The 19,742-nt window shown below is 56.6% G+C and carries 19 protein-coding genes and 2 pseudogenes; 12 read left to right on the forward strand and 9 right to left on the reverse strand.

Annotated elements, in window-relative coordinates:
- Nucleotides 1-22 precede the first annotated feature (22 nt).
- Nucleotides 23-637 carry a TetR/AcrR family transcriptional regulator gene (locus B195_RS14230; RefSeq protein ID WP_003442276.1) on the reverse strand — a complete coding sequence of 205 codons (615 nt, stop codon included), beginning with the start codon at nucleotides 635-637 and terminating at the stop codon, nucleotides 23-25.
- 90 nt (nucleotides 638-727) lie between these two features.
- Here B195_RS14230 and B195_RS14235 point away from each other — a divergent pair, with 90 nt between their 5' ends.
- From B195_RS14235 to B195_RS14255, 5 genes are all read left to right on the forward strand, one after another.
- On the forward strand, nucleotides 728-2,176 hold the full coding sequence (locus tag B195_RS14235) for an efflux transporter outer membrane subunit (RefSeq protein WP_003442273.1): 1,449 nt from the start codon (nucleotides 728-730) through the stop codon (nucleotides 2,174-2,176).
- A 182-nt stretch (nucleotides 2,177-2,358) separates the two neighbouring features.
- Nucleotides 2,359-2,949 carry a trans-aconitate 2-methyltransferase gene (locus B195_RS14240; RefSeq protein ID WP_083912787.1) on the forward strand — a complete coding sequence of 197 codons (591 nt, stop codon included), beginning with the start codon at nucleotides 2,359-2,361 and terminating at the stop codon, nucleotides 2,947-2,949.
- Nucleotides 2,950-3,078: 129 nt separating this feature from the next.
- The gene (locus tag B195_RS14245) at nucleotides 3,079-3,648 is read left to right on the forward strand and encodes a DJ-1/PfpI family protein (RefSeq protein ID WP_003442267.1); all 570 of its coding nucleotides are present in this window, start codon (nucleotides 3,079-3,081) and stop codon (nucleotides 3,646-3,648) included.
- A gap of 425 nt (nucleotides 3,649-4,073) precedes the next feature.
- Nucleotides 4,074-4,268: a hypothetical protein gene (locus tag B195_RS14250; protein ID WP_003442264.1), complete on the forward strand. Its 195-nt coding sequence runs from the start codon at nucleotides 4,074-4,076 to the stop codon at nucleotides 4,266-4,268.
- A 344-nt stretch (nucleotides 4,269-4,612) separates the two neighbouring features.
- Nucleotides 4,613-4,894 (forward strand): hypothetical protein, encoded by a 282-nt coding sequence (locus tag B195_RS14255; protein WP_003442260.1) that lies wholly within the window; start codon nucleotides 4,613-4,615, stop codon nucleotides 4,892-4,894.
- Here B195_RS14255 and B195_RS14260 read toward each other — a convergent pair.
- Nucleotides 4,891-5,352 carry an anti-virulence regulator CigR family protein gene (locus tag B195_RS14260; protein WP_003442257.1) on the reverse strand — a complete coding sequence of 154 codons (462 nt, stop codon included), beginning with the start codon at nucleotides 5,350-5,352 and terminating at the stop codon, nucleotides 4,891-4,893. The two genes, B195_RS14255 and B195_RS14260, sit on opposite strands and share 4 nt — an antisense overlap.
- Before the next feature lie 109 nt (nucleotides 5,353-5,461).
- On the opposite strand from B195_RS14260, the pseudogene B195_RS23105 reads away from it, so the two are divergent.
- Nucleotides 5,462-5,949 (forward strand): annotated as a pseudogene (locus B195_RS23105) (site-specific integrase); the annotation flags it as partial.
- A 284-nt stretch (nucleotides 5,950-6,233) separates the two neighbouring features.
- A pseudogene (locus tag B195_RS14270) lies at nucleotides 6,234-7,531 on the forward strand (tyrosine-type recombinase/integrase).
- Here B195_RS14270 and B195_RS23110 read toward each other — a convergent pair.
- The 4 genes from B195_RS23110 to B195_RS14290 form a co-directional block, all read right to left on the reverse strand.
- On the reverse strand, nucleotides 7,528-7,650 hold the full coding sequence (locus tag B195_RS23110; protein WP_369826390.1) for a hypothetical protein: 123 nt from the start codon (nucleotides 7,648-7,650) through the stop codon (nucleotides 7,528-7,530). The pseudogene B195_RS14270 and the gene B195_RS23110 sit on opposite strands and share 4 nt — an antisense overlap.
- 328 nt (nucleotides 7,651-7,978) lie before the next feature.
- Nucleotides 7,979-9,097 (reverse strand): MFS transporter, encoded by a 1,119-nt coding sequence (locus B195_RS14280; RefSeq protein WP_037001522.1) that lies wholly within the window; start codon nucleotides 9,095-9,097, stop codon nucleotides 7,979-7,981.
- Nucleotides 9,098-9,216: 119 nt separating this feature from the next.
- On the reverse strand, nucleotides 9,217-9,936 hold the full coding sequence (locus B195_RS14285; protein WP_003442251.1) for an alpha/beta fold hydrolase: 720 nt from the start codon (nucleotides 9,934-9,936) through the stop codon (nucleotides 9,217-9,219).
- 27 nt (nucleotides 9,937-9,963) lie between these two features.
- Nucleotides 9,964-10,887, reverse strand: a complete 924-nt coding sequence (locus B195_RS14290; protein WP_003442248.1) for a LysR substrate-binding domain-containing protein — start codon at nucleotides 10,885-10,887, stop codon at nucleotides 9,964-9,966.
- Nucleotides 10,888-11,393: 506 nt separating this feature from the next.
- On the opposite strand from B195_RS14290, the gene B195_RS14295 reads away from it, so the two are divergent.
- Nucleotides 11,394-12,770, forward strand: coding sequence for an MFS family transporter (locus B195_RS14295; protein ID WP_037001507.1), 1,377 nt, complete (start codon nucleotides 11,394-11,396; stop codon nucleotides 12,768-12,770).
- Nucleotides 12,771-12,832: 62 nt separating this feature from the next.
- Here B195_RS14295 and B195_RS14300 read toward each other — a convergent pair whose 3' ends face one another.
- The 3 genes from B195_RS14300 to B195_RS14310 form a co-directional block, all read right to left on the reverse strand.
- Nucleotides 12,833-14,287, reverse strand: a complete 1,455-nt coding sequence (locus B195_RS14300; RefSeq protein ID WP_003442242.1) for a sodium:alanine symporter family protein — start codon at nucleotides 14,285-14,287, stop codon at nucleotides 12,833-12,835.
- A gap of 166 nt (nucleotides 14,288-14,453) precedes the next feature.
- Nucleotides 14,454-15,272: an alpha/beta fold hydrolase gene (locus tag B195_RS14305; protein ID WP_037001505.1), complete on the reverse strand. Its 819-nt coding sequence runs from the start codon at nucleotides 15,270-15,272 to the stop codon at nucleotides 14,454-14,456.
- A 159-nt stretch (nucleotides 15,273-15,431) separates the two neighbouring features.
- Nucleotides 15,432-16,325, reverse strand: coding sequence for a LysR family transcriptional regulator (locus B195_RS14310; protein WP_003442236.1), 894 nt, complete (start codon nucleotides 16,323-16,325; stop codon nucleotides 15,432-15,434).
- 105 nt (nucleotides 16,326-16,430) lie between these two features.
- On the opposite strand from B195_RS14310, the gene B195_RS14315 reads away from it, so the two are divergent.
- Genes B195_RS14315 through B195_RS14330 form a run of 4 tightly spaced genes read left to right on the forward strand, consistent with a single transcriptional unit; the run spans nucleotide 16,431 to nucleotide 19,607 of the window.
- Nucleotides 16,431-17,096 (forward strand): RraA family protein, encoded by a 666-nt coding sequence (locus B195_RS14315; protein ID WP_003442233.1) that lies wholly within the window; start codon nucleotides 16,431-16,433, stop codon nucleotides 17,094-17,096.
- Nucleotides 17,096-17,758, forward strand: a complete 663-nt coding sequence (locus tag B195_RS14320) for an RraA family protein (RefSeq protein WP_003442230.1) — start codon at nucleotides 17,096-17,098, stop codon at nucleotides 17,756-17,758. Before B195_RS14315 ends, B195_RS14320 begins: the two co-directional genes overlap by 1 nt.
- Nucleotides 17,758-18,396: an RraA family protein gene (locus tag B195_RS14325; protein ID WP_003442227.1), complete on the forward strand. Its 639-nt coding sequence runs from the start codon at nucleotides 17,758-17,760 to the stop codon at nucleotides 18,394-18,396. Before B195_RS14320 ends, B195_RS14325 begins: the two co-directional genes overlap by 1 nt.
- Nucleotides 18,393-19,607: a pyridoxal phosphate-dependent aminotransferase gene (locus B195_RS14330; RefSeq protein ID WP_003442224.1), complete on the forward strand. Its 1,215-nt coding sequence runs from the start codon at nucleotides 18,393-18,395 to the stop codon at nucleotides 19,605-19,607. The genes B195_RS14325 and B195_RS14330 overlap by 4 nt, the downstream gene beginning before the upstream one ends.
- Nucleotides 19,608-19,742 lie beyond the last annotated feature (135 nt).

Genomic DNA, 19,742 nt, shown 5'->3' on the forward strand with positions numbered 1-19,742 from the left:
GTCAATGGTCACAGCCAATTATCTAAGGCGCGAGACTGCGCAATATCAGTGCTGGCAGATGCACTGCGGCCTCCGGCGCGGTGTCGAGGTTGTACTGCAACTGAGCCGAATCAACGTAGGGACGCAGGATCAGAAAGATCGCGTTAACCGCTTCATCGAGCGGCGTTTTGCGCTCGAACTCCCCGGACTCGCGGCCCTGGAGAACGATCTGCCGGATAAGTTCACGAATCCGCACTTCGTGGATCTTGACCGACGGCCACTGGTCACGTGAGGCGACTGCGGCGATGTCGTAGAGCTTGCGATCGTGGAAGAACAGATCGCTGCCGGCCTCTGAAATCGAGCGAAACAGGCGCCGCAGCCGCTCGGACGCGGTCGGTGCCTCGGCGATGGCGGCTTCGACGATCTGCATGATCATGGCCAGGCGGTTACTGCAAATCACCCCGCCGATGGCCTGTTTGGAATCGAAGAACTTATAGATATAAGCCTTGGAAAAACCAATGGCCCTGGCGAGGTCCGAAACGGTGGTCTTTTCGTAACCGTAATGGCCGAAGTGCTGCATCGCCGCGTTGATGATCTGGTCGCGAATCTCGTGATCCAGCGGCCCGCGTTGGGTCGAGGTGTTCATGTCTTTATTCATGTTCACAGCTTAACTCCGTGGTGAGCCGATTGACAGATAGTGACCAATCTATAATATGGTCACAATCTAAATCGGCCTTAGAGAAACCTCATGCCTGCGTTCCGTACTCTTGCTCTTGTGGTAAGCACCAGCCTGGCAGCAGGGTGCGCGGTTGGCCCGGACTACCATCGCCCGCAGGCTCCACTGGCCGAGCAATACATCGGCCGGCCAGCGATAGAGGCACGAACCGCGACGACCACGGCAAACTTCGTGACCTGGTGGGAAGGCTTTGGCGATCCTCAATTAAGTGCCCTGGTCAGCCAGGCTCTTGTGCAGAACCTCGACATGGCCCAGGCCCAGGCACGAGTTGCTCAGGCACGCGCCGCGCTGGGTGCAGCCGATGCCGCGCTGCTACCTTCCGCCACTCTCAATGGCCAGGCGGCGCGTGCTTACCAATCGCTGGAAACGCCGCTGGGTCAGGTACTTGACGCCACTGCGGGCTATAACCGCTACGGCAATAGCTACCAGGCCAACCTTGACGCGAGCTGGGAGCTGGATCTGTTCGGCGGTCTGCGCCGTGGCCGGGAAGCGACGCTGGCCGACTATCAGGCGTCCGAAGCCGGCGTCGTGGCGACGCGACTCGCAGTCGCTGCGCAAACGGCCGATATCTACACCACCCTTCGCGGCCTGCAGACTCGGCTGGCGATTGCACAGCGGCAGGTCGACACCCAGCAGGAGCTCCTTGAAAAAGTTCGCCTGCTGCATGGCCAGGGTCTTGCCGCTCAGTTCCAGGTACAGCAGACCGAAGGCCAGCTGTCTCAGGTCAAGGCCAGTGTCCCGGTACTGCAGACAGGCCTGGATGCGGCCATGAATGCGTTGGACGTGATGCTCGGCACCCCGCCCGGCACCCATCGCGCCGAGTTGTCTGGAGCAGGTGCCATTCCACGTGCGCCGCAACTGGCGTCCACTGGCTCGCCAGCAGATCTGCTGCGCCGCCGCCCCGACCTGATTGTCGCCGAACGCCGGCTGGTCGCGGCTAACGCACGTATCGGCATGGCGATCAGCGAGTACTACCCGACATTCTCCCTCAGCGCCCTGCTCGGCAGCGCCACCACTCAAGGTGGCAACCTGTTCAGCAGCGGCGCCGCGCAATCGGCCGGCGTCCTCGGGTTGCGCTGGCGACTGTTCGACTTTGCCCGTATCAACGCGCAGATCGATCAGGCCAAGGGCCAGCAAGCTGAAGCGCTTGCGGCTTATCGTCAGTCGGTTCTACGCGCCAGCGAAGACGTCGAAAACGCTTTTTCGGCGCTGGTCAATCGCGAGACTCAGACAGCCACCCTCACGGCCGGCGAAACCTCCCTGGGCAGTGCCCGACAGTCGTCCTTCGTGGCTTACCAGAACGGTGCCGCCAGCCTGATCGAGGTGCTCAATGCCGATGAAACCTTGCTGCGTGCGTCTGACGCCAAAGCTCAAGCCCAGACAGAATCGGCACGTGCTGCCATTGCCGCATTTCGAGCGCTGGGAGGGGGCTGGAGCCCGCAGCATCTGGCACTACGCTGAGTGATCAAAGAGGCTTGTATGCGTCTGTCCTCCTCCTTCAAGAACGGGAGCAAACGGCCAGGAGCTGACTTTCACCTGTCCACAGAAATACGCTCAACGTATCCTGCTCAAAGAAAACAATGAAAAGGAGTTCGAATGAAAACTGATTGGCGACAAATTCAAGAAATGATGATGTTTTATCCGTGACTAGCTGGGACGCTTTTTATGATGAGGCCGAGCGTCGAGGCCCATCCCTTATGTTAGCCCGAGCGATAAACCTTGCTGGTAATCTGTCAGTTGCTCGCCAGGCAGTAGATTTGGGGTGCGGCGCAGGAAAAGAAGCGCAGCAGCTTATGCAGTCGGGCTGGAACGTTCTGGCTGTCGATAATGAGCCAAAGGCAATTACTCGTACGATTGCAAACTGCTCAGGGGGTCATACCGGAACGCTGACTACCTGCCTATCGGATTTTGAATGTTTGCCTGCACTACCAAGATCAAACCTTATTCATGTCGGATTGGCCTTGCCTTTTTGTCGGCCGAAAAGTTTTAAGCAACTCTGGGATCAGGTTCTGTATGCCTTGGAACCAGGGGGAGTTTTTGTCGGGCATTTTTTTGGTCCCCAGCATGGCTGGTCGACGTTTGCTCACTTGACCTTCCACTCCGAGCTGGACATCCGTCGGATGTGCGAGGGGCTGGAAATAAATCTTCTTCGCGAGACGCAAACAATCACTCAAACGCCCTCTGGTCCACTCAACTGGCACCGTTTTGATCTGATCGCTCAAAAGCTTTATTAAATGTAGCAAGTGCCAGCTACAGCGGGTAGATAGCCGACGTTTACGAGTGACTGCTATCGATCCGGAACAACCCTTGAGGTCTGTTTGTGGTCCCCATATGCTATTGGCATTCATGGAGGATTCTGACTGATGGCACGTATAAGTTTGATACTGACCCCCGGCTTTGCAGACTGGGAATATGCTTTCATTGCTGGAACAGCGTCCCCGTTTTACGGTATCGACGTCAGGTTTTTTGCTCCGACCACGGGGCAAATCAACTCGCAGGGCGGACTGGCTGTAACTATCGATAGTGGCTTGCAACAATGTCTGGACTGGAAACCGGACGTTGTTGCCGTCATTGGGGGAATGGTCTGGGAAAGTGTAGAAGCGCCTGATATTCGAGACTTTCTTCATGCTAGTCGTTCAAATGGCGCGACGATTGCTGGTATCTGTGGGGGAACGCTGGCACTTGCGAGGGCCGGGCTTCTCGATAATATTCCTCATACCTCTAACAGCGCTGACTTCTTGCAAGAGAATGCCGCAAGTTATGAAGGGCACGCGCGTTATCAGAACAGTCGAGTCGCTGTGGTTGCAGACCGTATCATAACTGCTCCAGGCTCTGCCCCCGTTAGCTTCACCTGCACAGTATTCGAAGGTGCCGGGCTCTCTTCAGAGATCATTTCCCAGTTCAAGTCAATGTTGGCAGCGGAGCATAATTGACCGCTTAGTCCTACAAAGCAGGCGATCAGGTGATGGTGTTCGAGTGTCAGCTTTTGGCCTATAGCAGCCTGTCACGATTAGGGAAATGCTCATCCATAACTGCCAATCTGATCCGCGGAACTGCTGACGGTTCAAGCAGCATCGACACAATCGCACAAGACCTGCCGACACAACCCACATGCACTCTCCTCCGCGCCCAACCTGAAGGCGACCATGCCAGCACTGCGAAAGCTCAATTTGAGCATGACGAACTACTGCCGCCTGCGGTGAGCGAGAGCCCACTGGAAATTACTTGTGAGGAATGGATCTACAACGCAGCCGAGCAGCTTGTCCGTTGTAACTGTGATGTGATGTTTAAACGCCGAAGAGTTTCATCACTACAGCGCCTGGCTGCTTAAGGTCAGCAGGCAGCGCAAGGAGGCAGCATGAGTACATCCACAGTTACAACGCCCAGCGACGAGCAGCTCGACGATATTGAATCAAAGCTGGTCATGCAGGGCTATGGCCTGCCCTTCAACGAGGTGATTGGCCAGCCGCGAGAGCGCTCAGTTGCCAGCCTGCCAAAGCGCTTGGCAACGACCATGAAGGGCCGGCGAATTGCTGTCAGGGTTCGACCGTGACTTGCGCATTTATCTGCTCTCCCACCAACAGCACATTACTCACGTGGCGCTGTGGGACGCCCATCTTCGACTATCACGTCAATTGCCAGAGTTGCGGCCAAAAGGTCTATCCCGGAGCTGATGCAACAGTGCATCAGCGCCGCGTATCGCGCTGGAACATAGCAACCGAGGAGGCGAAATGACCTCCCATCAATTCAAGCGCCGCCGTCTGATCTGGCGCGGCGCTACAACCTCCCTCCTCGGCTGGACTGGCTGGCTGCTTCTGATAGCCCTGGCAGATCTGATCGCACCGAAGTAATCCGCAACCTTTTTTGACGCTGCGAGCATCGCGACAAGGATTCCCCATGTTCGCAAAACAGCAACTCATTACCATCGACGACATCAGCGCCGAAAATGCTCCAGCCATTTATGTATCCGGCGGCCTTGGCCACTTCCTCGAAGCAGTGACATCAACCACTGCTGAAAACTTGATCGACGCCGACTTCGACACTGCCGCCAAGACGCTTGAACCTGTCACGACACCTTTTGAGATCACTGAAAAGGTGTCGAGCAAATTCCGCAATGAACGCCTTCTGGTGATTCAGAAAGACTCTGGTGAGGAAATTATTGAGCCCCTCGCGCCTTAATCAAAGGCTCCGTTGAGCACCTCATAAATTATGCCGGAAGCAATTGCGACAAGTATTAAATCGGTTCCAGCCTGCTGCCATTCGTAGCCGTCGTAATGTGGCAGCCTGCCCAGCAATCGGCCATCCAGCTTCTTGGCAATACCCGGAGGAAGAGGCTTCCCCCTAGCCAGGTTCTTCTGTATTCCAGGCGGCAGTGAATGGCCTGAACTCCAGTAGTCACGGTGGCCGCCGAGTACCCCCAAGATGTTGCCTCGGTCAATGTTTGGACCGTGCGCCCAATCCCCGCCGCTCGAATTTTTTCCTCTATTACCCTGATTTCCATGTGCCTGGCCGCCTTGGGAGCTGCCTTTTCCATTGCCCTGGCCCTTTCCATTTCCGGGATCGGCCAGCGCAGACACAGGGCCTGCAGCCAAAGCAAGACAGGTAATAGCCACTACGAACAAGCGAGACTTAAGCATGACCGTCTTCTCCGAAAGGGAATACCCCTTGAAATGTAGACGGTATCACCGAGTTTAGTTCCGTTTAACCCGCCCTACTTGCTGCATCCAGACACCGAGAGCTGCGCCTGAGCTACCGGCACATCTCCAGACCATGACCATGTTCAAGGTCAACACGGGGTGCCGGGTGCAGGAGATTTGCAAGCATCAGTGGGCTTGGGAAATCGCGGTACCGGAGCGGGATACCATGGTGTTTTGGATTCCGGCCGGCTTCGGCGGACGAAGTGCAAGGTCTGGTGTGAATAACCGGGACGAGCGCCTGGTGATTCTCAGACGGCGAAGGCGACGAAACAATGGCAGGAGAAGTATTTACGGCCGGCACACGATGGGTTCGCCCGGATCCGCATTCACGACCTGAAGCACACCTTTGGCAGAAGGCAGCGTGCAGCAGGCGTGACTGAGGAGGATCGCAAAGCATTGCTCGGCCATAAGAACGGCAGCATCACCAGTCACTACTCCGGCGCTGAGCTGGGGCATCTGATAGAAGCTGCAAACGAGGTGTCAGTAACCGACTCGCGAGGCCCGGTTCTGACAATCTTGAAGAGGAGGCAGGGATGAAAGTCGGAAAAGCCCCGAAAATTTCCCGAAAATGAAAAAGGCCAATGTCATGGACATTGGCCTAAGTCATTGAAAAATATGGTCGGGACGGAGTGATTCGAACACTCGACCCCTAGCACCCCATCTCCTTTTTCATACTTCTTGAAAGACTCCAAAATTTCACTCTGGATTTTTCTAAGCTAGTATTTACTTGAGCTCCAGCGGTGTTCTGCTCTACGAGAGTCCAGTAACGTCCATCAAGAGCCGACGTTTTTGTGGGGGTAAAAGTAGGGGGAGTCTGATTTATGGCCAAAATTACCATCAAAGAACTCGAGTCGCTGACCGCCAACGATGCCGGCCGCATCCTCCGGGAAGATGGCAATCTCGCAGGTCGAATTTCCCTGCGTAAGGACGGCGTGTCGGTCAGCTTTTTTTATCGCTATCGGTGGGGCGACCAGAACAAAGAATACGCCTGCGGGTCCTGGCCACGCAAATCCCTGACGGACATCCGCAAGGCCCGCAACCAGGCACGGGCACTCATTGATGTGCAGATCAATCCCAACGAGCACAAGAAAACCGCCAAGGCACAGGCATACGCCGCGGCTAACGTTGAGGCCGAACAAGTAAAAACGACGAAGGTGCAAACACTGACGGTCCAAGATTTGGCGAAGGCCTGGCTGTTGGATGGCGTGGCGCGTAAAGATGGCAATGCTGAATTGCAACGACGCTTTAACAAGGACCTTTTTCCGGCACTTGGCAAGACCGCGGTGAACAATGTTTCAGAACACGATGTTCGGGTGCTGATCCGGGCCGTGGTCAACCGCGGCGCTTACCGGCAAGCCATCAGCTTCTTCGCCGACCTCACCCAGATGTTTAGCTGGGCTAGAAAACGTCAGCCCTGGCGGGCCTTATTGATCGAGGGTGATCCAACTGAGCTGGTCGACATCTCCCCCTTGATCCCTGCCGACTACGAAGCCGAAACCGGATTGGCGAGCTGCTCCAGTCCGAATGGAAAAATGTCGACCTGGACCGGCAGACCTGGTTCCTCCCGAGCGAAAACGTCAAAGGCGCCCGGGGCAAGAAACAGGACCACCACGTTTTCCTCTCCCCCTTCGCATTGCATTTCTTTCAGGAACTTAAAACCCTGACGGGCGACTCCCAGTGGTGCTTCCCCAACAAGCAGGATGATGGGCATGTGGACGTCAAAGTGGTGAGTAAACAGGTCGGCGATCGCCAGGCCCGGTTCAAAAACCGCAAGGTCCTCTCAAGAAGGCGTCACGACGACACGCTGGTCCTTGCCGACGGCCAAAACGGCGACTGGACGCCGCATGACCTGCGCCGCACGGGCGCGACCATGATGCAGGCTTTGGGGGTCAGCCTGGACGTCATTGATCGCTGTCAGAACCATGTGTTGGCAGGCTCGAGGGTCAGGCGCCATTACCTGCATCACGACTATGCCGAAGAGAAGAAGTGTGCCTGGAACCTGTTGGGCGATCGACTCAGTGCCGTGCTGTCCTCAACTTACGAGCATCCACCAAGCAAGTCGATGATGTCTTTTCCAGCGTACGCCTCCACTGAATCCTTGCCGCCTTCATCAGCCTAATCAGCTCGATTAGCCCGGTAGCATCCTTGGCCACCGCTGTGTCTGATCTCACGACTGATCTTAGAGTCTGCTCGCCCTAGCAGCGTGTCCATGGAACGGATCGAGTTACCTGCCACCACTGAACGCGAAATCTCTTCGCGTTCAGCCAACGTCAGGCCCAATCCGGACCTGCGCTGTACAGAGGGGCTGATACCGCCTATTTCCGTCAGGATGCGCTGTATCAATGAGCGGTTTCGTTCAAATAGTAGGGCGACCTGCTGGATAGTCGCCTTTTTACCAGTGATCCCACATCAATTTTTTCTGACTTTCGGTGTAATAGATCCGAGGTCTCTGCTTCATCTGTAACATTCCTTTTGCTTACACAGAATTTAATTGTGGTGCATCGACCGGTTGAATCCACAGTAGATAGCAGCCCTTTCATAACAGGCTGCAACGGACCAAGATTGGTCATTGTTTTCGAACTAGTTGTAGGAGGAACAACACCAGTATCACATTCAACATAGCCAACGAACTTAGCCCAGCAAGCACTCCGCCCGCCCCCCACGTTTGCAAAAGGTAACCACCAGCAAGAGGTGTGAGTGCCTGTCCAATAAGTGAAGGTCGAGACATGCGACCCATTAGCAAAACATAATGCGTTGGCGACATCAGCGTCAACGGTAGCAGCCCCCGAACAATCGCTCGCAAACCATTACCAGCACCATAAAGTACGAGGCCAAGACCCGTCATTGCCGGCGTCATGGTCACAACCGACAGACCGATTGCCACTAGTACGACAGAGATCAACGTCGTCCAAATTGGGTGTCGCTTTCGTGAAAATACTTGCAGAATCCGCGAGCCTACCTGACTCGGCCCCAGTAAAGCGCTGAATCCGATGGCAGCTGCAAGTGAATACCCCTGACCTTGAAGCAAAGAAATCAGCTGAACAGAGATTGCCGTCATGATCACTGCGCCCAACGCAAAAACCGTCGTGAGGAGCCAGTACACCCGTCGATCAATCGACAGACTTTCATCGTACAACGCGTCATTTTTTCTGAGTGAAACCGAGCCTCTCGGTAGCACCCACATATAAAGCGGTGCCACAGTCAGCACTAACAACGCTCCATAGGCCAAACACGTTGAGCTCCAACCGATGTAATCGATGACTAACGCAACCGCCGGCCAGGAAAGCGTTGTCGCAAACCCTGAGATCAATGTAATTCCTATAATCACACCGCCCGCTCGCTCACCGTAAAGTGAACCTAAACAGGCGAATAGTGCTTCATACAATCCAAGCGCCATGCCAATGCCGATGACTGACCAAGCCAGTAAAAAAAACGGCAATGACGTGGCATTGGCCATCAGAAACAATCCAATGGCGACTCCTAGACCACTGCTGGCAAGAATTGGGCGACCGCCATAGCGGGCAATCAGTCGACTGATCAACGGAGCCAACACCGCAGAAACAAGAATGCTCAGAGACAATGCGCCATAGACCCACTGGCTAGCCCAGCCTGTCTCTTCAATGATCGGATCGGCCATTACGGCCATAAGGAAGAACGAACCTCCCCAGACCAAAACTTGCAGTATCCCTAACAAGACGATGCCGAACTTTCCAGGTAGTGGAGTTTGATTTCTCAAAACAATGTCATCAAAGATAAGAAATGCATGCAAAGCCACGAACGCATAAGCGACTGGGCTCAAGGGTGTTAACTATCTTCAAGCCACCGACTCAATAGCAGAGTCGTCAGTTGCGGCTGCTCAAGCGGCGGCAGATGCCCACATTGAGGCACCACCACCAATCGAGAATGCGGTATGCCGCGATGGATTTCTTCGGACTCAACTGGAGGGGTGATTTCGTCGCTTTCACCAACAACGATCAAGGTCGGGACCACAATGCTCTTCAATAATGGTCGATAATCGGGACGCTCTATAATCGCCAATTGCTGCCGAACAAACCCTTCCTTTCCTACTGCTGCGGCCATTTCCTGCACCGTATCGGCAATCGCAGTTCCAATGCAGCGGGGATGCACAAGCTTGGGCAACAGTTGTGGTGTTACGCCCTTGAACCGGCCAAGTTGTGCAAGAGTCAGCAGGCCACGTCTCGCCTTGGTACGGGCTTCATCGTCCGGTCGCACCATCGTGTCTATCATTGCCAACTTCAAAACCCGCTCAGGTGCCTTTTTCATAATTTCCATGGCTACATATCCGCCCATGGACAACGCAGCGAGTGCAAAAAAAGGTGGTGCTTCATCCAGAGTCCGCTCCGCCATCTGAGCAATGCTGGAGTCAAGGGAGACATCAGGGATGCAGATATGCGTTGAGTTTTCCAAGACGGATTTTTGATGTGCCCAAAGGCGGTCATCGCAAAGCAATCCGGGGATAAGCACGAGCGGCGTAAGGTTGGAAGACAACGGGGTTTCCTTCATAGGTTCATGGTCGAGGATTGATGTTGTTCAAAGCATGTGCCCTGCCCAGATTTCGCGACCTACTAGATCGGCGGCAATCTCGATGAACGCATCTCCAACAAATTTTGCGGCGGGGCTGACTCGCCTGTCCGCGGGAAATACCTGGACCAATTTACGCATGGGAATAGGGTCGACCAAAGGTGCAGCACTGAGCACTCCCGATTCAATTTGCGTGTAAATCGATGCCAGTGGCAAAGCTGTCAAACCGAAGCCATTGCGAACCAGGTCAATCATCGCGCCGAAGGAGTCAGCTTCAACGCTGGTTTTGAGCTTGATGCCGACTTCTCGCGCACAATTATCCAGAATCACGCGAAGACTGTGGCGGGCGCTTGGCAACACCAATTGCTGCTCGGCCAAAGACTCGAATGACACCGGCGCATCCAGGCGCAGATTGGCACTGGCAGGTCCGACCAGCAGCAAGTTTTCCATCATCACCGGCACGATACGCAGCGTATGCAAGGGTTGGGGATCGTAAGAAATCGCGAGTTCCAATTCGCCACGCTGAACCCAATCCAGCAGGTAGCCGCTAAAGGCGGAGGAGAACCTGATGGCAAGATTCGGATGCTCTTCTTTGATTTTCCGCACCAGCGGAACGGTGACAATTTCCGCTACCGTCGGTGTTGTACCGATCATCACCGTGCCCCGAAAAGAAGACTTCCCGCCCACGACCGAACTTCGAATGGACTCCATCTCTTCCATGATCCGGGTGGCATGCGCCAAGACTTCACGGCCGGCATCGGTAATTTCCATGCCTCGTCCATGCCGATCAAAAAGGTAGGCCCCGAGTTCCTTTTCCAACAGACGAATTTGCCTACTCAGTGCCGGTTGTGCGATGTGAAGCCGGTCGGAGGCCTTGCTGAGACTGCCAAGCTCGGCCACATGAATTAGGGTCTTGAGTTGAACGACATCCATTACCAGGCCAGTCAAAGTCGGTCTCGGCGCGAAATGCGTCGAAAGTAGTATGAGTGTAAACGCATTAGCGTTTCCTGGAATGCCACAGGGCCCGCGTCGCATGGGGCCTAATGGCTTTCTAGCCGGCTGTATCCCCCAGCCCGTAGGGGCTGCAAGACAAGCTATAGAATTTCGGTATATCAGTTAGACCTGGCTGACGGCTTATTACCCTCGTCACTCTGCGGTAGCGTGCAATCAACGTCGACGCCAAGAGCGATCGACTGACTACAAGAATAAGATTCGAGGGCTTGCCGCCATGATTTACTACCTTTCTCGTTACCTGACCGACCCGCCTTATACAGTCAGCGAACAGCTGACCTCTCATATACACACCCCCGCTTCATGTGCCTTGGTCGTCGAAGGGTCACAGCACTTGCGTTAAGCACATCAACCCATCGAGCTAGCAACGTCGGACACGCATCAGCGTGCGCCTCGTATCGTCTCGCCTTGAAAAAAGGGTGAACAGAATGTCTGCATCAACCAGCGACTCAACACTCCACACTGAAAAGTCCGATCAGATAAAAAGTCCGAATCGCGTCAGAGCCATCATGGGTGCCTGCTCGGGCAATCTGGTGGAGTGGTACGACTTTTTCATTTACGCCTATACCGCCATCTATTTTGCGAGCTCGTTTTTCCCCAAAGGCGACACCACCAGTCAGTTGCTCGCAACCGCCGGCGTCTTCGCCGTCGGCTTTTTCATGCGGCCTCTCGGCGGCTGGATTTTCGGCTGGATTGCCGACACTCGCGGCCGCAAGGTCTCGATGATTATCTCGGTGTTCATGATGTGCGCCGGTTCCCTGCTGATTGCCGTCATGCCGACCTATGAAACCATCGGTGTGGCGGCGCCAGTTTTGCTTGTCGTCGCCAGGCTGATTCAGGGGCTGTCAGTCGGCGCGGAGTACGGCACCGGCGCCACCTACATCAGTGAAATCGCGACACCTGGGCGTCGCTGTTTTTATGGCTCCTTTCAGTACTTCACCATCATTGCCGGTCAGCTCATGGCATTGATGACCGTGGTCATTCTCCAGCAAACCCTCACCGGCGAAGAATTGCGCGAATGGGGCTGGAGGATTCCGTTCTTCATCGGCGCCCTGAGCTCTATCGTGGTGGTGTATTTGCGCCGCGCCATGCATGAAACCGCCACCAAGAAAGACATGAACCGCAAAGACGCCGGCTCGCTGCGCGGCATGTTCAAGCACAAACGGGCGGTCGCGCTGGTGGTAGCGTTTACCATCGGTGGTTCTTTGTACTTCTACACCTTCACCACCTATATGCAGAAGTTCCTGGTGATCTCAGCCGGTTTCAGCCCGGAAACGGTTAGTTTCATCATGACCGCGGCCCTGGTCGGTTTCATGTTCTGCCAGCCACTGTTCGGCTTGCTGGCGGACCGTATCGGGATCAAGGCGCACATGCTGATGTTTTCCGGGTTGGCGATGCTGTTGGTGATTCCCCTGCTCTATTCACTGCAATCGGTCAGCAGCCCGTTTACGGCGTTCCTGCTGGTGTTTGGTGGCCTGGCCATTGCGTCGCTCTACACCCCGATTGCCGGGATCGTCAAAGCTGAACTGTTCCCACCTGCGGTACGCGCATTGGGCGTAGGCTTTCCGTATGCCATCGGCAATGCGGCATTCGGCGGCACCGCCGAATACGTCGCCTTGTCGCTCCGGTCCCAAGGCATTGAGGAATATTTCTTCTTCTATGTCGCGGCCGTCGTGACCATCACTTTCATCGCCGCGATGCTGATGCCGAATCTTTCGCGCTATGGGTACATCAGCGGTTCCGGTGAGATCGAAGAGCGCACCGGTTTGAAGGGTTGCGCAAAGTCACACGCTGCGAGCGTTTGAAGCACTGACGATTACAGCAGGTATTTGAAAAGGGCCCATGAGATCCATGGGCCCTTTTTGCATCACTGGGTAGCGGATGCAGGTGCAACTTGAGTGATAGTTTCGGCGGGGACGTTGGCCGCGTGTTCCCGGTTCGGCCATGCCTGCAAATCAAGATCAAGATCCTTGAACTGACTTGAATCGAAGACAGGCGTCTTGATACCGGCTTTGCGTTGCTGGTCATAGTCGCGCAGCAAGCGCATGCCGACATTGAACAACAGCGCCAGGGCGATCAGATTCACGAAGGCCAGCAGCGTCATGGTGATATCGGCAAAAGCGAACACAGTGCCCAGATTTTGTACGGCCCCCCAAAGGATCAGCAGCAGCACCAAACCACGATAGACAATGACTGCAGCGCGCTTGTCGCCCAGCAGAAAGCGCAGGTTATTCTCGCCCAGGTAGTAGTTGTAGAGAATCGACGTGAAGACAAACAGAGCCAACGCCACGCTGATGAAGGTGCGTCCCCAGTCTCCGACCACTGCCGCCAACGCGTTCTGAGTCAGCACCAGGCCATCGCCTTCAAAACCAGCCGTGTAAAAGCCTGACAGCAGAATCAGCAGCGCCGTACAGGTACAGATCACAAAGGTATCGAGAAAAACGCTGAAGGCCTGAACCACCCCTTGAGCCGCCGGGTGATCCACTTTCGCCACCGCAGCTACGTTGGGAGCACTCCCCAGTCCCGCCTCGTTGGCAAACACCCCACGTTTGACGCCCATGACAATGGCACTGCCGACCAGGCCGGCAAACGCCTGATCCAGGCCGAAAGCACTTTTGAAGATGGTCATCAGCATTCCGGGAACATGATCAAACTGGAGCACGATCACATAAACGGTCACGCCAATGTAAGCCAGCGTTTTGACCGGCACCAGCAGGTCCGAGACCGCGGCGATGCGCTTGATGCCACCCATGAACACCAGGCCAAGCAATATGGCAATCGTAATGCCGGAGTAGGTCGTAGAGAAACCGAACGCATTATTCAGCGAGTGAGTCACGGCATGGGATTGCAGTCCGTTGAAGGCGAAACCAAAGGTCACCAATAGCAGTAACGCCATGACCTTGCCCAGCCAGGGTTGTTTCAGTCCGTACTGGATGTAGTACGACGGCCCGCCGCGGAACTGTCCGTTCGCATCACACCGTTTGTACAATTGCCCCAGGCTGCATTCAAAGAAGCTGGTGGACATACCCACCAGCGCCGTCACCCACATCCAGAACACCGCGCCCGGCCCGCCCAGCGTTACCGCCAACCCGACACCGGCGATATTGCCCGCACCTACGCGCCCCGCCAGGCTAAGCATCAAGGCCTGGAAGGAGCTGATCTGCCCGGCACTCTTTTGCACGCTATCGCGGAAGGCGCCGAACATATGCAGAAAATGGCGGAACTGGACAAAGCGTGAACGCACCGTGAAGTAGCCGCCCAGGCCTACGATGAGCACGATCAGAAGCTTGCCGGAGAGAAAATCATTAATGACATCAAGCATGGGTCGAACCTCTTGTTGTTATAGGTACACGGATTTCAGGCACGCACGCGCCTGCACACGTCGCCGCCCAAAGGCAGGAGAAGTGACTGAATCAGCTTTTGAATTTCAACTCCGTGGCCTGGCCAGGCTCCCGCGAATGATCAGGAAGCCCTCAGGACGACCGGGCTTACCCGGTAAGGCTGCTCACCTGGAAATCGGCGATCTGTTGCCACATCGCGATGGGGTTGGAATACATCGGGAAATGCCCGCAATCAGGAATGGGGGCCAGCCGGACACCTTCGGCCTGGATATGCGGCAGATAGGACAGTGACGCGTTCTGCTCGCCGTACATGAACATTCGTGGACATTTCAAGCCGAGGAATTTGCTCATCAGATCGGCATTATCTGAAAGATCTACCATCGACTGGAATATCCCCCGCACCGCACCGGCACGCACCTTGTGCCGCAAGCTCGCGGAATAGAGTGCACTGGCATAAGCAGGGGCGTGTCGGGCACGTTCGATGAAGGCGGCGAAAAACACCTCGGGATCGTTGCTCGGATAGTCGATGATCTGCCGGCTGAGGAAGCAGTCTTCCGGGGCGATATTGCCCTCGATATCGACGAAACTGAGCACCCGGTCCGGGAACTGGTGGGCCAGCATCAGCGCGGTCAGCCCACCCATGGAGTGGCCGACCAAATGGAAGCGTCCGATGCCAAAATGCGCCAGCACCTGCAACGCAGTCTGCAGCAGAAAGGGAATGGAGATTCTGGAAAGATCACTGCACTGGCTTTCGCCGCAACCCGGTGCGTCGTAAGCCACGAAAGGGTGACCGGCGAACGCGGGCTGCTGCACGATGTCGGCATAGTCCTCCTTGGTCGAACCAAAACCATGCAGGAACACGATCGGCGCAAGGACGCCGTCGCGATGGATGGCGGCCACGTTCAGTTGGACACCCTCCACCGTCAGAGGGAGTTGCACATGAGTGAACGTTTCTGGAGAAGACACGTTGTTGACTCCTTGAACGAAAAGGTACCGCCGAACCTGGGTTGCCGGCAGCCAGGCTCGCAATTTCAAGGGAATCGAGCCTTCTGTAAATTCCTAATACGGGAAGGCTTTCATACGCCAAACCTATAATTCTTGTTCACGCATAGGGCCTTGGTCGACTCACACACGGGACTGGAGACGGGTGACCAGCTCCTGCACCAGCGGATTGGGCCGATCTGCATTCCAGGCCACCGCAGTGGTCACGACATTGAGCTTCTGGATCAGTGCTCGGAATACCACATTGTCCGGTGCCAGTTTTTTCAGCGACGCTGGTACCAGTGCGATACCCTGGCCGCAGCTGACAAAGGCAATTTGCGAGGCGACCGAGCGCACTTCATGCAGCACGCGCGGGGAAAAACCGCTGGCGCGGCAAGTCGCGATCAGATTGTCGAAGTAGACCGGACTAACCTTTCGGGAAAACATCACCAAGGGTTCAGTGGCCAGGCTGGACAGGCTGATTCGCGTGCGCGCAGCCAAGGGGTGATCGCTGGGCAGGGCCACAACCAGGCGGTCCTGAGTCAGCGGCAGTGATTTGATCGAGGCCCCCAGATCACCGTCCAGCCGGGCGAAAGCCAGGTCGATATCCCCGGCTTCCAGCGCCGGGACCGCTTCGACGCTGTCGATCTCCCGTACAGACACGGTGAGGTGCGGGTAATCGCTCTTCAGTTGCTCGATCAAACCCGGCAAGACATCAAACATGGCCGTAGAAATCGCGCCGATGGTCAACATCCCCGACTGCCCCGCCACCGCCTCCTCCACGGCGAGTTCCAACCGCTCCAATTGGTCGGCGAACTTGCGCACGGCTGGCAGAATCGCCGCTCCCACCGGGGTCAGCTTCGCACCGCGTCGCGAGCGATCAAACAGCTTGACCTTGAGCGCCTGCTCCAACACTTGGATCTGCTCGCTCAGCGGTGGCTGGGACATGCCCAAACGCTTGGCCGCACGGCCGAAGTTCTGTTCTTCGGCCACCGCCAGGAACAACCAGAGATGACGAATCAGTCGAAAATTGATCATGATTAATCCATAGGTTTAACGTATCTAACGCATCTGTGATTAGTAATATACCTATCAAATTGTCTCACTGACACTGGGCGCCTCCGTCACCACTGGGGCTTTCCCATGATCAATAAGAGTTTGCTGGATCGCTTGGCGGCGCTGGATACCAACACGGTCTCCGATGCGCTCGACTTCCTCGGCCTGCCGGGTGCCACTGTTGGGCTGCGCCCACTGTGGAACTGCCCAAAGATTGTCGGCCGCGCCAGCACCGTACTGCTGGCTCCTAAATCCGACAATGTCCCCACTGTGCACCTGATTACCCCCGTGGTGGAACAGATCGACAGCGATGATCGTGTGCTGGTGATCGCAGGTGGAATCGAAGGCATCTCCTGCTGGGGAGATATCCTCGCCAATGCAGCGGCCAGCAAGAAAGTGCGCGGCACGGTAATCGACGGTTTCAGCCGCGACATCGACGGCAGCGAGTCGATTGGCTACCCGGTTTATGGCCGCGGGGTGACCATGATCAGTGCCCGCAATCGGGTGGTGCAGATCGATGCCGCCGTAACCATCAACGTGGCCGGCGTCGAGGTCAGCGAGAACGACTATGTCATCGCCGATACCTGCGGCACCGTGTTCGTGCCCTCAGCCTATATCGAGAAAGTGCTCGACCTTGGCGAGCGTATTGCCCGCCGCCAGGACGGCATGGTCGAGGCTGTCCGCAGCGGTCGCTCGGTCGCCGAAGTGATGCATGACACCCAATTCGAAGCGATCCACACGGAGCACGCCTGATGAATATCGAAGACAAAGAACTGGTCGCCTTGTTTGAAGGCCTGGACACCCCGGGCGTCTCCGATGCGCTGGACAAACTCGGCCTGCCCGGCCAATGCCTCGGAGTGGCGCCACTGGACAACTACAGCAAGGTCATCGTCGGTCCCGCGTTCACCGTGCAGTACGTCACGGCCAGCGTACCTCCGGGCACCGTGGGCGATTTCATCGAAGACGTGGCACCGGGCGACGTGGTGGTCATCGACAACGGCGGCCGCACCGACTGCACCGTCTGGGGTGACATCATGACCCAGTACGCCGGTACTCGGCAGATCGCTGCCACGGTCATCGACGGTGTTTGCCGTGACGTGAACAAAGCACTGGGCGATGGCTACCCGATCTTCAGCAAGGGCCGCTTCATGCGCACCGGCAAAGACCGCGTACAGGTTCAGTCGGTCAACCAGCCGGTGTCCATCGGCACCGTCCGGGTCTGTGCCCGCGACATCGTGGTCGCTGACGCCAACGGCGTGGTGATCGTCCCCCGCGCCCATGCGGCTGAAGTGGCGGCATGTGCCCGCCAGATCGAATCGGTCGAAGCCGAGATTCGCGCCCTGATCAGCCAAGGCAAAACCCTTAAAGAAGCCCGGGCCGCACTGGGTTACCACAACCTGCAGAGGAAAGTCTGATGACTATGCTCCCCCTCCCCCTGGATTCTTACGCACGGGCAAAAGTGCTTGGCAGTTCGACGCTGTATGAAGCATCTCATCTGTCTTGCGCGGTCGACAGCGCGATCCGCCCGATCTGGGACGGTGCCTTTATCTCCGCCCCCGCTTACCCTCTGGAATGCTCACCCGGCGACAACCTCGCCCTGCACCTTGCGATGGAACGTGTGCCCCGTGGCAGCGTGCTGGTCGTCGGTACGGGTGGTTTCATCGCCGGTTATTGGGGCGAAGTGCTCACCGTGGCGGCCGAAGCGGCTGGCGTGGTCGGGCTGGTGATCGATGGTGGCGTACGCGATATTGCGGCCCTAAAGAAACGCCAGTTCCCGGTGTTCGCCCGCGGCATCTCGCTGAAAGGCACAGTCAAGGCTAGTGCGCCTTCGGTGGGGCAGCCGTTCAATTTCAATGGTGCCTTCGTGACACAGGGCGACTGGGTGGTGGCCGACGATGATGGTGTGATCATCATTCCCAAAGCGGATGCCGCACGCACCCTGGCAGAAGGTGAAGCGCGGGCGGACAAGGAAGCGCAGATGATGCAGGCGTTGACCGAGGGCCGTTCGACCCTGGAACTGATGAACCTGACTGAGTGGAGAACTCGCGCATGAGCGCCGATATCCAGCGTCTAAATCAGCGTTTAGCCAATGCGCAGCCGTCCGCGACTTACCGAATCATGGATCGGGTGGCAGAACGCCGGGGGCAAGGCGCGAAAATTATTTCGCTGTGTGCCGGCGAGCCGGATTTCGATACGCCAAAGCATGTGCGTGAAGCGGCCATTCATGCCATTGAACACGGCCACACCCGCTACACCCAGGTCGCCGGTGTACGTTCACTGCGAGAAGCAGTGGCCGCCAAGTTCCGTCGTGAGAACGGTCTGGACGTTGCCTGGCAAGAGACCCTTGTCTGCAACGGTGGCAAACAGGTGATCTACAACGCCTTGGCCGCGACCCTCAATGAGGGTGACGAAGTTATCGTGCCGGCGCCGTACTGGGTCAGTTACCCGGAGATGGTTCAATTGTGTGGCGGTGAAGCCCGAATCGTTACTTGCGACGCCGACACTGGCTTCAAGCTGACGCCCTCGGCGCTGGCCGCCGCGATCACACCGCAGACCCGCTGGTTGATCCTCAATTCGCCGTCCAACCCGACCGGCGCGGTGTATAGCCGGGAAGAACTGCACGCCTTGGCTGAGGTGTTGTTGGCTCACCCTCACGTGCTGATTCTGGCCGATGACATCTACGAGCATCTGATTTTTGATGATCAAGCGTTCTACACCCTGGCCCAGGTTGAACCACGACTGGCACCTCGCACCCTGACCATGAACGGTGTGTCCAAGGCCTATGCCATGACCGGCTGGCGAATCGGTTTCGCCACAGGGCCGCGCTGGTTGCTGGAAGCCATGGAAAAACTGCAAGGTCAGCAAACCTCTGGCGCCAGCTCTGTGTCGCAACAGGCTGCGCTCGCGGCACTGGAAGGTCCCAAGGATTTCATCCGTGAAAGCCGGGTGGCATTCCAGAGTCGTCGCGATTTGATGGTGGCGCTGCTGAACGACACCCCAGGCCTTGAATGCGTCAGTCCAGCCGGGGCGTTCTACGCGTTCGCGTCCTGTGCCGGATTGATCGGGCGTACCTCAGCGGGTGGCCGGGTACTGCACACCGACGAAGATGTCGCGCATGCGCTGCTCGACGAAGCGGATGTCGCCGTAGTGCATGGCAGCGCTTTTGGACTTGGCCCTTACATTCGCATTGCCTACGCCCTGGATGACGCTTCATTGCGCCGGGCCTGCGAGGCGATCCGTACATTCTGCACCTCTCTGCGTTAATCATTTCCCTTCCCATAATGCGTGGCTATCGCCGTTGCCTGGCAGGCCACGCATTCACCCCACCTGCTATACAAAATGGGCATATCTCAAAGACAAAAACGGTAGTCGTAGTCCGCTCCCAGCACTCCCAGAATG

It is taken from the genome of Pseudomonas sp. Lz4W (assembly GCF_000346225.2).
Classification (GTDB): Bacteria; Pseudomonadota; Gammaproteobacteria; order Pseudomonadales; family Pseudomonadaceae; genus Aquipseudomonas; species Aquipseudomonas paraversuta.

Excerpts from the sequence above, each read along its gene's own strand:
- B195_RS14230 (WP_003442276.1), bottom strand. The coding sequence starts at position 637 with ATGAATAAAGACATGAACACCTCGACCCAACGCGGGCCGCTGGATCAC.
- B195_RS14235 (WP_003442273.1), top strand. The coding sequence starts at position 728 with ATGCCTGCGTTCCGTACTCTTGCTCTTGTGGTAAGCACCAGCCTGGCA.
- B195_RS14245 (WP_003442267.1), top strand. The coding sequence starts at position 3,079 with ATGGCACGTATAAGTTTGATACTGACCCCCGGCTTTGCAGACTGGGAA.
- B195_RS14250 (WP_003442264.1), top strand. The coding sequence starts at position 4,074 with ATGAGTACATCCACAGTTACAACGCCCAGCGACGAGCAGCTCGACGAT.
- B195_RS14255 (WP_003442260.1), top strand. The coding sequence starts at position 4,613 with ATGTTCGCAAAACAGCAACTCATTACCATCGACGACATCAGCGCCGAA.
- B195_RS14260 (WP_003442257.1), bottom strand. The coding sequence starts at position 5,352 with ATGCTTAAGTCTCGCTTGTTCGTAGTGGCTATTACCTGTCTTGCTTTG.
- B195_RS14285 (WP_003442251.1), bottom strand. The coding sequence starts at position 9,936 with ATGAAGGAAACCCCGTTGTCTTCCAACCTTACGCCGCTCGTGCTTATC.
- B195_RS14290 (WP_003442248.1), bottom strand. The coding sequence starts at position 10,887 with ATGGATGTCGTTCAACTCAAGACCCTAATTCATGTGGCCGAGCTTGGC.
- B195_RS14295 (WP_037001507.1), top strand. The coding sequence starts at position 11,394 with ATGTCTGCATCAACCAGCGACTCAACACTCCACACTGAAAAGTCCGAT.
- B195_RS14300 (WP_003442242.1), bottom strand. The coding sequence starts at position 14,287 with ATGCTTGATGTCATTAATGATTTTCTCTCCGGCAAGCTTCTGATCGTG.
- B195_RS14310 (WP_003442236.1), bottom strand. The coding sequence starts at position 16,325 with ATGATCAATTTTCGACTGATTCGTCATCTCTGGTTGTTCCTGGCGGTG.
- B195_RS14315 (WP_003442233.1), top strand. The coding sequence starts at position 16,431 with ATGATCAATAAGAGTTTGCTGGATCGCTTGGCGGCGCTGGATACCAAC.
- B195_RS14320 (WP_003442230.1), top strand. The coding sequence starts at position 17,096 with ATGAATATCGAAGACAAAGAACTGGTCGCCTTGTTTGAAGGCCTGGAC.
- B195_RS14325 (WP_003442227.1), top strand. The coding sequence starts at position 17,758 with ATGACTATGCTCCCCCTCCCCCTGGATTCTTACGCACGGGCAAAAGTG.
- B195_RS14330 (WP_003442224.1), top strand. The coding sequence starts at position 18,393 with ATGAGCGCCGATATCCAGCGTCTAAATCAGCGTTTAGCCAATGCGCAG.